The following is a 13,077-nucleotide window of genomic DNA, read 5'->3' as shown; positions in this document are numbered from 1 at the left end:
CCGGACCGCACGCCGGCCGCCCGAACACGTGCGCGAAACAGCATCGGAGCGGGAGCCCGTGCGGTGAGGCGAAGATTCACCCGGTAATCTCCTGGATCGAAATGGCGACCACCACCGACTCCGCGCAGCCGTCCGCGATCAGCGCCCCGGACGCGCGATTCCTCACGCCCTCGCGGTTCCCGTACCGCACGATCGCGATGGGCACCATCGGGACCACGCTGCTCATGCTCGCCGCGCTCGGCGCCGGCGGAATCCTGATCCGCGACCCCGTCCTCGGCCACGGGCCCCTCTCGTGGATCCGCTACGGCCACGGACGCGCGCTCGCCAACGCACTGCTCTACCTCGGCTTCGCGCTCGTCGTCTGGGCCTGGGTCCGCCTCGGCCGCTACGTGCTCGCCGGCCGCATCGGCAGCAAGCCGATCCTCATCGCCGCGCTGTGCTGGATGGCGCCCCTGCTGGTGTCGCCGCCGCTGTTCACCCGCGACGTCTTCTCCTACCTCGGCCAGGGCGCGCAGCTGCTCTACGGGCTCGACCCGTACGCCAACGGCCCCGCCGAGCTCGACGTGCTCCCCAACGTGGTGCAGAACGTCCACCCGCTGTGGCAGACCACGCCCGCCCCGTACGGGCCGCTGTTCCTGCTGATCTCCAAGGGCATCGTGTCCATCACGCAGGACAACATGATCGCAGGCGTGATCCTCACCCGCGTCGTGCTGCTCGTCGGCCTCGGCATGACCCTGTGGGCGCTGCCGCGGCTCGTGAAGCACCTCGGCGGCAAGCTGCCCGTGGCGCTGTGGCTCGCGGTCGCCAGCCCGATGATGGTCATCCACCTCTTCGGCGGCCCACACAACGACCTCATGATGCTCGGGTTCCTCACCACCGGCGTCCTCGCCGCGCTCGAACGCAAGTACATCGTCGCCGTCGTGCTCGTCACCATCGGCATGCTGATCAAACCGACCGCCGCCGTCGCGCTGCCCTTCCTCGTGTGGATGTGGGCCGCGAACATGACCGGCGAGTCGAAGGTCAAGAACTTCTTCAAGGCCGGCGCCGCGTCCGTCGGGCTCTTCCTGCCCGTGTTCGTCGCCGGCACGTGGCTCTCACTGGGCTCGCTCAACCTCGGCTGGTGGTCGGGCCTCGCGGCGCCACAGCTCATCGCCAACTGGCTGAACTTCCCGACCGGCATCGGCGAAGCCGTGTACAACCTCGTGCACCTCGTCGCCAACGTCCAGTCCTCGCCATTCGTCACCGTCGCGCGCGCGATCGCCATGCTCGGCCTCGTCGCCTTCGGCATCCGCCAGTGGTGGCTCGCCCGCGAAGGCGGCGCCAAGGCCGTCTACCGCGCCGCGATCACCCTGTTGGCCGTCGCGATCCTCATGCCGCCGACCCTGCCGTGGTACCTCACGTGGGGCTTCGTGCTCATCTCCGCGTTCCCCTGGGGACGCCGCAACCTCTCCGCCGTGGTCGCCGTGTCGGTCTTCGTGACCCTGGTGTACTACCCGACCGGCGAGCAGGCCCTGTACGACTGGTGGTTCATCGCGATCGTCGTGGTGGTGAGCCTCTACGCGGCCGCGTCGCTGCTGCGCCCGGACCCGCTGGGCCTCATCGCGGCGTGGCGCAAGCCGCGGGAAGACAAGTTCCTCCCCGCGGCACCTGCTGCTTCCTCTGCTACCCAGGACTAAGGTCGCGCGAGCGCCTCGGCGAACACCGGGGCGACCTTTTTCAACACGGGCTGGCCCGCCTTGGCGACCCCGTCGGTGTTCTTGAACAACAGCGACTCGGCCCGATCACCCTTGCCCAGCACCAGAACGCAGATCCGCACGCCGATGGGGTCCGTCGGCGCCGCGCAGAACCCGTACTGCGCATCCGCCACCATCGGCACGGCGAACTCGCGAACCGACGCGAAATCGAGGTCGTGCACCGTCACGTGACCACAGGTGAGCGCCTTCTTCACCCCGTCCACGACCTGCGCCCCCGTGTAACGGCGTTCACCGGCGCCTGGCCGGCCGAACACCCCGCGACCAGCACGGCGAGACCGGACACCACCGCCGTTTCCACGAAATCCGTCTGTGCACGCCCCAAGATCGTGGATCACCCGGTGATCGTTACCGGTCCTTGGTGAACGCCGACGCGAACATCGGCAATGTGGAGCGCACGGCCTCCTTCGCCGTGCCAGCCGGCAGGTTCCCGTTGTCGAACTCGACGGATTGAAGGGATTCCACCCGGTCACCGTGGGAGAGCAGCAGGACGCACCGATGGCTCTCGTCGTCATCGGTCTGTGTGGCGCAGAAGCCGTATTGCGAGTCGACTCCCGGCAGGGTCGGGGCGTCGAACGCGCCGTCGATCCGGAAGTCCACGGCGGAATCCGTGAAGGTGCCGCACGCCAGTGCGGTTTTGAGCTTGGTGATGACCTGCGCGCCGGTCATTCCGTCGTACCGGCCCATGCGCTCATCGACGACCTCGGACGTCAGACCGGGGTCGGGGCCCGCGCCGAGCTTGAAGAAGCCCGCCGAGTTGCCCTCCACCTCGGCTTGGTCCCAGGCCTCGAGTGTCTTCCGCCCGCACGCGGCCATGAGCTTCTTCGGGTACACGGCGTTGATGACCGACCGCACCTCGTCGTCGAGCGCGAAGCCGGTCGGCGCCAAGGCTTCGTCGGTCGGCAGGAACTGGGACAGATCCGGCGGCTTCGGTTTCGGCTTCGGCGAATGCGAGCTCGTCGGCGACGGCTTCGTGGCCGACGAGCCCGGGGCGGACTCGACCGCACCCGAAGAGCACCCCGCGAGCAGCACGACCAGACCGGCCAGCACGACCGTTTTCCTCAGCACGCCCCATGATCGCCGATCACCGGACGATCGTTACGAGAACGCCCAACCCCGCCAATCGCCGACGGAAGTCGACACCACCGCATGCTCCGGCGGCCGCGCCGCGTACTGCGGGTACTTCGCCACCAACCACGCCACCCGCTCGGACCGCTCACCTTCGTCCACCACCCGCGCGACCCCGTCCGCGCGGGCCCACCACAGCTGCGTCCAGTCGTCGGAATACGCGTCGACCAGCCAGGACACCGACGGGTTCTCCGCGATGTTCGCCAGGCGCCGCAACGCCGTCGAAGACTTCGGTTTGTGGTCGACGGCGAAGACGATCTCCGAGCCGGACACCGCGAAGGTCACCGGCACCAGGTGCGGCACGCCCGAAGCCGACGCCGTCGCCAGGCGGGCCACGCGCGCGGCGGCGAAACGGGACCGGGCTTCGTCGGCGGAGAGCTTCATGCCAGAGCGGGGGAGTCGAGGGTCAGCGTGCCCAGCTCCGTGTCCAGCGAAGCCCGCGCGCCCAGCGGCAAGGTCGGCGACGACGCCACGTGGCCGAACTCGAAGTCGCCCAGCACCGGAATCGCCAAGGGCGCCAAACGGTCGAGTACCAGCGACCGGATCTCGACCGGGTCGCCGCACGCGGCCCACGAACCCAGCACCACGCCCTGCGCGCCGGCGAACCAGCCCGAGCGCAGCAGCTGGGTCAGCATCCGGTCGATCCGGTAGACGCTCTCGGTCACATCCTCCAGCAGCACGATCCCGTCCTCGGCCGACCCCTGCTCCGCCGTGCCGAGCCCGGCCGCGAGCAGCGAGAGGTTGCCGCCCACCAGCAGCCCCGACGCGCGACCCGGCACGAGCACGTCCGCGTCGGGCGCCAGTAGCACGCGGGTGCGCTCCGGTTCGAACAGTGTGCGCCGCAGGTGCTCGGCCGCGGTCTCGTCGAACAGGACCGAAGCGGGCATCGGCGAGAACAGCGTGTCCAGGTCCAGGTGCGTGGCCACGGCGCGGTGCAGGGCCGTCACGTCGGACGACCCCGCCAGCACCTTCGGGGCGGCAGCCCGCAACGCCGCCCAGTCGATCAGATCCAGCATCCGCTGCGAGCCGTAACCACCGCGGGCCGCGAGCACGCACGCGACCTCCGGGTCGAGCCACGCGGCCGCGAACTCCGCCGCCCGCACCTCGTCCGGCGCCGACAGGTAACCCGACGTCGAGCCGTGCACCGCCTCGCCGACCCGCACCTTCACACCCCAGCCGCGCAGCACCGGCAGTGCCGCGTCGAGCAGGTCAGGCGCCACGGGACCGGATGGCGCCACCAGCGCCACCGTGTCCCCTGACGCCAGCCGCGGTGGTCTCATCGGGACAGCTCCAGCTTCGCCACGTCCGGCGTCGCGAACCCGAACACCTGGCCGTAGAACGACAGCTCGGCTTCCAGCGCCGTCACGATCGTCTCCGCCCGCCGGAACCCGTGCTGCTCACCCGGGAACCGCAGGTAGGCGTGGTCGACGCCGCTGCCGGCCAGCCCGGCGACGAACCGGTCCGCCTGCTCCGGCGGGCAGATCTGGTCCTCCAGACCCTGCAGGAACAGCACCGGCCCCGCCAGCGAACCCGCGTGCGTGATCGGCGAGCGCTCCCGGTAGCGCTCCTCGGTCTCCGGATACGGCCCGACCAGCCCCACCAGGTACTGCGACTCGAAGTCGTGCGTCTCGCCGCCCGCTCCCGTCCACGTGGCGAGGTCCAGGATCGGGAACTTCACCGTCGCCGCCGCGTACGTGCGGGTCATCGTGATCGACGCCGCCGACGTGAACCCGCCCGCACTGCCGCCCCGGATCCCCAGCCGCGCGCTGTCGGCGGCCCCCTCGGCCACCAGCGCCTCGGCCACCGCCACGCAGTCGCCGACGTCCACCACACCCCACTGCTCGCGCAGCCGCTCCCGGAACGCCCGCCCGTAACCGGTGGAGCCGCCGTAGTTCACGGCCACCACGCCGATGCCGCGGCTGGTGAAGTACGCGATCGTCAGGTCCAGCGCCGCGTCGCTGCGCCCGGTCGGCCCGCCGTGCACGTGGACCAGGAACGGCGGCCGCTCACCCTCGGGACCGGTGAAGTCCGGGTTCCGCGGCGCGAACACGAACGCCGGGATCCGCGAACCGTCCGCCGCGGTGAACACGCGCTCCTGCGGCACCGGCAGGTACGCCGCCGGCGGCAGGTCGGCCGGCTGCGGCGTCACCGCGGTCCACCTGCCCGCCTCGAGATCCACCCGCACCACGGCGCTCTCGCGATCCGCGCCCCCGGCGATCCCCGCGACACCACCCGGCACCACGGCCAGCCCCGACGTCGACCACGCGCTCAGCTCCGGAACCACCGGCGTCACCGAACCGGCGTGCTCGTCGAGCACCGCCAGCCCATCCGCAGTGAGCACGGCGTGCCGCCCACCGCCGAGCGGGGCGAACCAGCTCGCGCCGAGCTTCCACATCGCGCCGCCGATCTCCTGCTCCACCGGCGCCAGGTTCACCACCGACCCGTCGAGCCCGACGCGGTGCAGGTTCCACCAGCCATCCGGGTCCAGCAGCGCCAGCAGCCGGTCCGGCGCCTCCCATTCCAGCTGGCAGACCGCCACGTCGGCGCCACCGGCCAGCACGCGGGCCTCACCGAACACCCCGTCGCCGTCCACGGGCGCGACGAACAGCTCCGTGCCGTCCCACGGCATCGCCGGGTGGTCCCACGCGAGCCACGCCGCGTGCGCGCCGTCGGGCGAGAGCTGCGGCGCCGTGAAAAACCGGTGCCCCTCCACGAGCACCCGCTCCGCACCGCCGGCGAGGGGGATGGCCACGAGTTCGCGAGAGATGTCCGTGCGGCGCGGCCCGATGCTGCGTTCGCGAACCGCCCACACCTCGCCGGCGCGGCCTGCGCGGAGATCGCTGTACCGCACGCCCTGCGGCTCGGCCGGCTCCGGCGTCAGCGGCGTCACCTCACCGCCAACGGACGCGTACACCCGCTGATCGGCCCAATGGGTGAAAACCACGACGGCACCGATCGCGACCCACGGGCGGCCGCCGTACTCGTGCACGCGGTTGCGGACGTTCCACGGCGCGGGCACGACGTCCTCCACCCCGCCACCCGGAACCGCGCGCACGAGCGCCACGCGGCCGCCTTCGGCCGGTCGGGCCTCGGCCCACCACAGTTCGTCACCCACGGTCGCCGGCCACTGTGCGCCACCTCCCGCGGCCGCCACGTCCGCCGCCGAAACGGGTGAGGTCCAGGTTCCGTATGCAGAGATCTGTGGCACCGGGAAAGCCTAACGGCGATCCGCTGCGTGTCCGCACCCGCACGCACCGCACTGAAATCCCGGTCACCCAGGGGCGGCGGATGCCGATCATGCGTCCGTGGCCTAGGGTCGGGGGTGCTATGTCTCGCGTAATCCACGTCTTCCGCAAGCCCGACCGGTTCGTCGCCGGAACGGTCGGCGAGCCCGGCGATCGCACGTTCTACCTCCAGGCGTCGGAAGATGTCAGGACGATCAGCGTGACGATCGAGAAACAGCAGGTCGTCGTTCTCGCCGAACGCCTCGGCTCCCTTCTGGAGGAGGTCGCCAGCCGCTTCGGCGCCGACGTGCCCACCGACGTCCCCGACGACCAGCTCGACGTCGACCCCCTCACGGTCCCCGTCGAGGAGGAGTTCCGCGTCGGCACCATGGGGCTGGGCTGGGACGCCGACTCCAGCGCCGTCGTGATCGAGCTCCTCGCGATCACCGAGGGTGAGGTCGACGAGACCGTGGTCCTCGACGACACCGAAGAGGGCCCCGACGCCGTGCGCGTGTTCCTCACCCCGGTCGCCGCCCGCGCCTTCGCCGAGCGCGCCGACCGCGTCGTCAGCGCCGGGCGCAAGCCGTGCCCGCTGTGCGGTGAACCGCTCGACGCGACCGGGCACATCTGCCCGCGGCAGAACGGCTACCGCCGCGATGTCGACGTGGCCGAGGACTGAGGGCGCCGGTGGCCAGCACTCCGCCGGAACCGACGGACCCCGCCGCGCGCGAGTTCGTCACGCACGGCCGCATCGACGTCGAGGGCCGGCTCGTCGACGCCTCCAACGTCACCCTGTTCTGCGCGATCGAGCTCGACGGCGTCACCGGCCGCGTGGTCTACAAGCCGGTGTCGGGGGAGCGGCCGCTGTGGGACTTCCCCGACGGCACCCTCGCCGGCCGTGAGGTCGCGACCGCGATGATCGCCGACGCGTCCGGTCTCGGCGCCATCCCGCCCACGGTCCTGCGCGACGGCCCGTTCGGACCCGGCATGGTCCAGCTGTGGGTGGAGACCGCCGAGGACGACGACGTCGTCGACGTCTGCGCCCCCGACGAGGTCCCCGAAGGCTGGCGCACCGTGCTGCACGCCCACGACCGCCTCGGCGACCCGGCCGTGCTGGTGCACGCCGACCATCCCGGGATGCGTGAGCTGGCCGTGCTCGACGTCATCGTGAACAACACCGACCGCAAGGGCGGGCACCTGCTCGCGGGCACCGACGGCCGGGTCTACGGCGTCGACCACGGCATCTGCCTGCACACTGACCCGAAGCTGCGGACGGTGCTGTGGGGCTGGATCGGCGAGGGCCTCGGGGACGACACCGCGGAGAAGCTGCGCAAGCTGCGGTCCGACCTCGACGGCAAGCTGGGCGCCGACCTCGGCGAGCACATCACCACCTTCGAGGTCCGCGCGCTGTCACAGCGCACCGACTTCCTGCTCGCCGAAGGCGTCTTCCCCGAGCCCGGCGACGACTGGCGCGCGATCCCCTGGCCGCTCTTCTGAGCGACTCGCTGGACAACGCGGCCCGCGCCCGGCTGGTCGGACCGGTTCGGCGCGGGCGTCGGACCGTGGTGCGACGCGCTGCCCGGCCTCGTCGCGCGCCTTGTGCGGCGCTGGAACCTCACGGTCCGGGAAGCGCGCCCGGGCAACACCGGCCGGACGCTGCTGTGCGACAGCCCTGATGGTCCCCGCGTCCTGAAGCTCTGCCCCGATCCCGGGATCGCCCAGGCCGAAGCCACGGCGTTGCTGGCGTGGGCCGGTCTGCCTCGGGTCGTGCAGCTGCTCGACACCGACCTCGCCGCGGGTGCGATCCTGCTCGAAGGCCTCGCGCCCGGCACGACCCTGACCGGCACGGACGTTCCTTGGGATCAAGTCCGCGACCTGGTCGACCAGCTCCACGGGGTCGCGGCGGACGGCCCGTTCCCGACCCAGCTCGAGCGCGTCCACACGATGTTCGACCTCGCTGAACGCCGTCTGCGCGGCAGCACCGCGGAAGCACACCTGCCTCTAGACGTTCTGCACGCGGGACGCACTCACGCCGAAATCCTCGCCACGACCGGTCCCGTCGCCCTCGTCCACGGCGACCTGCACCCCGGCAATGTCCTCGACGCCGGCCCGGCCCGCGGCATCGTCGCGATCGACCCCCGCCCGTGCATCGGCGACCCCGCCCTCGACGGCGTCGACTGGGCGTTCCTCCCTCTCCTTGACGGCGGCACGCTCGACGACGGCCTCGCCCGCCTGCCCGACCCCGACCGCACCCGCGCGTGGTGCGCCGCGCTCGCCCCGCTCATGGTGATGGGACCCCTGCGCCGCACCGGCCCGACGCCCTTCACCGACGCGGTCCTCGCGCTCCTGCCTTAGCGGGTGTGGCGCTCGTCACTGTTCGGCCCCGGGTTCAACCGCCGGCACCTCGGGCCTCGTGTCGCGAGGTGCCGGGCGAGCACGCGCCGGCTCCCGCTGCCGAAGGACTGACATGACCGCAACGAAGGCTCCCGGCGCGATGACCCGCGAGATGCGCATGGTGCACACCGCGCTGCGCCGCGAGTTCGGGCTGATGCCGAAGCTGGTCGCCGGCGTCGCCGAACAGGACACGCAGCGCGCCGCGCTCGTCGCCGACCACCTCGAGCTCGTCAACACGATCCTGCACCACCACCATCACGCCGAAGATCTCGAGATCTGGCCCAACCTGCTCGAACGCTGCCCCACCGACGTCGCCCCGCTCGTCTACGGCATGGAGCGCCACCACGAACGCATCGCGTTCCTCGGCGTCGATCTCACCGACGCCGTCGCGGCCTGGCGCGCCGAGCCGAACACCGCGCACCGCGACGCCGTGCTGGCCGTCCTCGACCCGCTGATCACCGTGCTGTACGAGCACCTCGGGGCGGAAGAGGACTACGTGCTCCCGCTCATCGAACGGCACATCACCGCCGCGGAGTGGGACACGATGGTCGCCCGGGGCGCGGCCGAGCTGCCGGCCGAGAAGCTCCCGCTCGTGCTCGGGATCATGATGTACGAAGGCGACCCCGGCGCCGTCGAGGACGCACTCGGCAACCTGCCCGCCGAAGCCCGCGACACCGTCGCCGAACTGGCGCCGCGCCTGTATGCGGACCTCGCCGAAACCCTCCACGGCACCCGCACCCCGCCGAAGGAATCCACGCCCGCCCGCTGAACCGGCACGTCACGGCCACACGTCACGGCCACAGCAGCGGCACCGCCTTCTCCAGTGCCCAGCCGATGACCACGAACCAGCCGGCGATCCATACGAACGCCGGGATCGAAGTGAGCTCCGCGAGGCCGGCCGCGTCGTCGGTGTGGTGGCGCAGGCCGTGGCGCACCCGGTTGGACACGAGCGCGGCCAGCCCGCCGATCTCGCTGGTGAGCAGCAGCCACGCCTCGCCATACGCGACCGCGTTCTGCACCCACCCCGGCGCCGTCCGCCAGACGGTGAAGGTGACCATCCCGAGCGCGACAACCGCGACGAAGGTGATCAGGTCACGCGTGACCACCAGCACGAGCACCATCACCAGAGTGGTGAGCGCGAGGACGGCGGGCGCGTAGCCGTGCCGCAGCAGCCCGGCGGCGCCGAGCCCGGCCAGCGACGGCATCGCGTACCCGGCCACGCTGGTCAAGGTCCGCGACCACGGCGAGGGCGTCCACGACCACGTGGCTCCGCTGTCGGCGCCGGTGATCGCGATCCGGTACACCCCGCCGCCCGTGACGACGCTGGCGAGCGCGTGCCCGCCTTCGTGGAACACCGTCCCCAGCACGTTCGCGCGCCCGATCAGCAGATCCTTCTCGCTCGTCAGGAACGCGAACGTCCCCGTCGACACCGCGGCCGCGAACAGCCCTGTCACCAGCACCAACCACTGCCCGGGCGCCTCGACCGTCCCGGTCAGCGATCCGAAGAACCCCCCACCCGCCATGACCTCGACCTCCCCTGGGAACGGCAGGAACCCGAAGAATCGCACGTGGGTACGACATTTCCGGCCCTGTCGGAGGGCGGCCGAACGCGTCAAGGATCGGCCGCCGCCCGGCGTGGCGGCAGGACTTCACCCCACGAACCGCACTACGGTCCTCGGCCGTGCGCTCACATTCGTACGACGACGTGCTGTCGGGCCCGCGCAAGCGGAAGATCCCCGAGGTCCCTGCCGAACCCGGGCTCGTGGTCGAAGACCCCGCCAGCGGCTTTTGCGGCGCGGTCGTGAAGATCGAGTACGGCAATGCCGTCCTCGAGGACGGCAAAGGCCGCCGGCGTGTGTTCCCGCTCGGCCCCGCGGCGTTCCTGCTGGAGGGCAAGCCCGTCACGCTCGTGCCGGTCCGCAAGGCCGCCGCGCCCGTCAAGCAGGTGTCGGCGTCCGGGTCGGTGAAGGTGCAGGGCCTGCAGGCACGCGTCGCGCGGGACTCCCGGATCTGGGTCGAGGGCAAGCACGACGCCGAGCTCGTCGAGCGGGTGTGGGGCCACGACCTGCGCGTGGAAGGCGTGGTCGTGGAACCGCTCGACGGCGTCGACGTGCTGGCCGGGAAGATCGCCGAGTTCGGCACCGGGCCCGGCCGCCGCCTGGGCGTGCTGGTCGACCACCTCGTGAAGGGCAGCAAGGAGTCGCGGCTGGTCGCGCAGGTCCGCGATGAGCAGGTGCTCGTGACGGGTCACCCGTACGTGGATATCTGGCAGGCCGTGAAACCCGCCGCCGTCGGCATCCGCGCGTGGCCGGAGATCCCGCGCGGCACCGAGTGGAAGGTCGGCATCTGCGAAGCGCTCGGCTGGGGCGAGACCTATGAAGGCTGGCAACGGGTCCTGGCCGCCGTGAGCAGTTTCCGCGACCTCGAGACACCGGTCATCAGCGCCGTCGAACGACTCATCGACTTCGTCACCGAGCCCTCGGAATGAGCTCGAAACGAGCCCGATATGCCCGGTTCCGGGCAAGGTCACGCGTCGGTCACGTCGAGTCACTTGCCCGGTGCGAACCGGCGCGATCTGAGAGCATGACCACATGGCAGTAGCGCTGATCTGGCTGATCATCGGCATCGTCCTGATGATCGCGGAAGTCATCTCCGGCGACTTCGTGTTGATCATGCTCGGCATCGCCGCGCTGCTCGGCGCCGGCTCCGAAGCGATCACCGGCAACATCTTCATCGACGTCGCCGTGTTCGCCGTCAGCTCCGTCGCGCTGCTCGCGCTGGCCCGCCCCGCGCTCAAGCGCCGCTTCCTCGCCGGCTCCCACACGCCCACGGGCACGGACGCGCTCATCGGCGCCCGCGCCGTCGTCGTGTCCACAGTGGACTACGACGCCGGGCAGGTGAAGATCGGGGGAGAGATCTGGTCGGCGCGCGCAGTGCACGAGTCGCACCCGCCGATCGCGCCAGGCACCAGCGTCACCGTTGTCGAGATCTCCGGCGCCACCGCCGTGGTGGACATCGTGTCGTGATCGCGAGAACTCCGGAAAACGGTACTAGGTAAGGGGAAACGCTCTTGTCCACAATTGCGATCGTCGTGGTCGCGCTCCTGATCTTGTTCGTCATCATCACGGTGGTCAAGGCGATCATGGTGGTGCCGCAGGCCCAGTCGGCGGTGATCGAGCGACTCGGCCGGTTCCGCACGGTCGCCTCGCCCGGCCTGACGTTCCTGGTGCCGTTCCTGGACAAGGTCCGCGCCCGGATCGACCTGCGCGAGCAGGTCGTCTCGTTCCCGCCGCAGCCGGTGATCACCGAGGACAACCTGACGGTCAACATCGACACCGTCGTGTACTTCCAGGTCACCGACTCGCGCGCCGCGGTCTACGAGATCTCCAACTACATCATCGGTGTCGAGCAGCTCACCACCACCACGCTCCGCAACGTGGTCGGTGGCATGAGCCTGGAGCAGACGCTGACCTCCCGCGACGCGATCAACAGCCAGCTGCGCGGCGTGCTCGACGAGGCAACCGGCCGCTGGGGCATCCGCGTCGCGCGGGTCGAGCTCAAGGCGATCGACCCGCCGCCGTCGATCCAGGACTCGATGGAGAAGCAGATGCGCGCCGACCGGGAGAAGCGCGCGATGATCCTCACCGCCGAAGGTCAGCGGGAGTCGTCGATCAAGACGGCGGAAGGCCAGAAGCAGAGCCAGATCCTCTCCGCTGAAGGCCAGAAGCAGGCCGCGATCCTCGCGGCCGAGGCCGAGCGGCAATCCCGCATCCTGCGCGCGCAGGGTGAACGCGCCGCCCGCTACCTGCAGGCCCAGGGCCAGGCGAAGGCGATCGAGAAGGTGTTCGCCGCCATCAAGGCCGGCCGCCCGACGCCCGAGGTGCTCGCCTACCAGTACCTGCAGACCCTGCCGCAGATGGCGCAGGGCGATGCGAACAAGGTCTGGATGATCCCGAGCGACTACGGCAAGGCCCTCGAAGGCTTCGCCCGCGCGCTCGGCGCTCCCGGCGACGACGGCGTGTTCCGCTACGAGCCGCCGAAGGACGACACCCCCGAGAAGCCCGACCTCGACGACGACGAGGTCGCCGGCTGGTTCGACACCTCGACCGACCCGAAGGTCGCCGAAGCCGTCGCCGCCGCGGAAGCCGTGGCACGCAAGGAGGTGCCGAGCCCGCTCAACGCGCCGCCGCCGCGCCGCGCCCTCGGCGGAGGCACCCCGACACCGGAAGCCGCGGCCCCGGCCGCACCGGCGGAGGAAGAGCCGCCCGCACCGCCGGCCACGCCGCCGAGCACGCCGCCGCCGGGTGTCCAGCAGCAGAACCCGCCGTCGCTTCCGCAGCCGCAGCCCCCGACCACGCCGCCGGGTGGCCCGTACCAGGGCCCGCCGCAGCAGTTCGGCGGACAGCCGGGACAGCAGGGCCCGGGCAGCGGGCCGTTTCCGCAGCAGGGCCCGTTCGGCGGACCCCAGGGCGGGCCGCCGCAGCCGCGCCGGCTCGCGCACTGGCTGCGGGAGCAGGGCGCCGGAGCCGAATCGGTGGTCGCGGTCGCGCTCCCGCGCTCGGTCGAGCTGGTCGTGGCGC

13 protein-coding genes and 1 pseudogene are annotated in these 13,077 nt (G+C 71.4%); 8 read left to right on the top strand and 6 right to left on the bottom strand.

Going from position 1 to position 13,077, the window contains the following annotated elements; genetic code table 11:
- The first annotated feature begins 101 nt into the window (after positions 1 to 101).
- Positions 102 to 1,676 (top strand): polyprenol phosphomannose-dependent alpha 1,6 mannosyltransferase MptB, encoded by a 1,575-nt coding sequence (gene mptB / locus AB0M56_RS47850; protein WP_364189537.1) that lies wholly within the window; start codon positions 102 to 104, stop codon positions 1,674 to 1,676.
- Here mptB and AB0M56_RS47845 read toward each other — a convergent pair.
- The 5 genes from AB0M56_RS47845 to AB0M56_RS47825 form a co-directional block, all read right to left on the bottom strand.
- Complete coding sequence (locus tag AB0M56_RS47845; protein WP_364189534.1) at positions 1,673 to 1,957, bottom strand: hypothetical protein; 285 nt, start codon at positions 1,955 to 1,957, stop codon at positions 1,673 to 1,675. The two genes, mptB and AB0M56_RS47845, sit on opposite strands and share 4 nt — an antisense overlap.
- A gap of 142 nt (positions 1,958 to 2,099) precedes the next feature.
- A complete protein-coding gene (locus AB0M56_RS47840) occupies positions 2,100 to 2,819 on the bottom strand; it encodes a hypothetical protein (RefSeq protein ID WP_364189531.1) in 720 nt (239 codons plus the stop codon).
- A 30-nt stretch (positions 2,820 to 2,849) separates the two neighbouring features.
- On the bottom strand, positions 2,850 to 3,263 hold the full coding sequence (locus AB0M56_RS47835; protein ID WP_364189528.1) for a TIGR03668 family PPOX class F420-dependent oxidoreductase: 414 nt from the start codon (positions 3,261 to 3,263) through the stop codon (positions 2,850 to 2,852).
- Positions 3,260 to 4,159 (bottom strand): LD-carboxypeptidase, encoded by a 900-nt coding sequence (locus AB0M56_RS47830; RefSeq protein WP_364189525.1) that lies wholly within the window; start codon positions 4,157 to 4,159, stop codon positions 3,260 to 3,262. Before AB0M56_RS47830 ends, AB0M56_RS47835 begins: the two co-directional genes overlap by 4 nt.
- Entirely contained in the window at positions 4,156 to 6,087 is a 1,932-nt protein-coding gene (locus AB0M56_RS47825; protein ID WP_364189523.1) for a prolyl oligopeptidase family serine peptidase, read from the bottom strand. Before AB0M56_RS47825 ends, AB0M56_RS47830 begins: the two co-directional genes overlap by 4 nt.
- Positions 6,088 to 6,206: 119 nt before the next feature.
- On the opposite strand from AB0M56_RS47825, the gene AB0M56_RS47820 reads away from it, so the two are divergent.
- The 4 genes from AB0M56_RS47820 (at position 6,207) to AB0M56_RS47805 (ending at position 9,266) form a co-directional block, all read left to right on the top strand.
- Positions 6,207 to 6,782 carry a DUF3090 domain-containing protein gene (locus AB0M56_RS47820; RefSeq protein WP_364189520.1) on the top strand — a complete coding sequence of 192 codons (576 nt, stop codon included), beginning with the start codon at positions 6,207 to 6,209 and terminating at the stop codon, positions 6,780 to 6,782.
- An 8-nt stretch (positions 6,783 to 6,790) separates the two neighbouring features.
- A complete protein-coding gene (locus AB0M56_RS47815) occupies positions 6,791 to 7,600 on the top strand; it encodes an SCO1664 family protein (protein ID WP_364189518.1) in 810 nt (269 codons plus the stop codon).
- 102 nt (positions 7,601 to 7,702) lie between these two features.
- Complete coding sequence (locus tag AB0M56_RS47810) at positions 7,703 to 8,458, top strand: aminoglycoside phosphotransferase family protein (protein WP_364189515.1); 756 nt, start codon at positions 7,703 to 7,705, stop codon at positions 8,456 to 8,458.
- A gap of 112 nt (positions 8,459 to 8,570) precedes the next feature.
- A complete protein-coding gene (locus AB0M56_RS47805) occupies positions 8,571 to 9,266 on the top strand; it encodes a hemerythrin domain-containing protein (protein ID WP_364189512.1) in 696 nt (231 codons plus the stop codon).
- Positions 9,267 to 9,288: 22 nt separating this feature from the next.
- On the opposite strand, the gene AB0M56_RS47800 is transcribed toward AB0M56_RS47805, so the two are convergent.
- On the bottom strand, positions 9,289 to 10,065 hold the full coding sequence (locus AB0M56_RS47800) for a M50 family metallopeptidase (RefSeq protein WP_364189510.1): 777 nt from the start codon (positions 10,063 to 10,065) through the stop codon (positions 9,289 to 9,291).
- 113 nt (positions 10,066 to 10,178) lie between these two features.
- On the opposite strand from AB0M56_RS47800, the gene AB0M56_RS47795 reads away from it, so the two are divergent.
- The 3 genes and pseudogenes from AB0M56_RS47795 to AB0M56_RS47785 form a co-directional block, all read left to right on the top strand.
- The gene (locus tag AB0M56_RS47795; protein ID WP_364189507.1) at positions 10,179 to 10,985 is read left to right on the top strand and encodes a DUF3097 domain-containing protein; all 807 of its coding nucleotides are present in this window, start codon (positions 10,179 to 10,181) and stop codon (positions 10,983 to 10,985) included.
- 103 nt (positions 10,986 to 11,088) lie between these two features.
- Positions 11,089 to 11,523 (top strand): NfeD family protein, encoded by a 435-nt coding sequence (locus AB0M56_RS47790; RefSeq protein WP_285967010.1) that lies wholly within the window; start codon positions 11,089 to 11,091, stop codon positions 11,521 to 11,523.
- A 53-nt stretch (positions 11,524 to 11,576) separates the two neighbouring features.
- Positions 11,577 to 12,980 (top strand): annotated as a pseudogene (locus AB0M56_RS47785) (SPFH domain-containing protein); the annotation flags it as partial.
- Positions 12,981 to 13,077: the final 97 nt, after the last annotated feature.

The organism is Amycolatopsis sp. NPDC051372, from assembly GCF_040682095.1.
GTDB lineage: Bacteria > Actinomycetota > Actinomycetes > Mycobacteriales > Pseudonocardiaceae > Amycolatopsis.
This window is presented reverse-complemented; position numbering and strand designations above follow the sequence as displayed.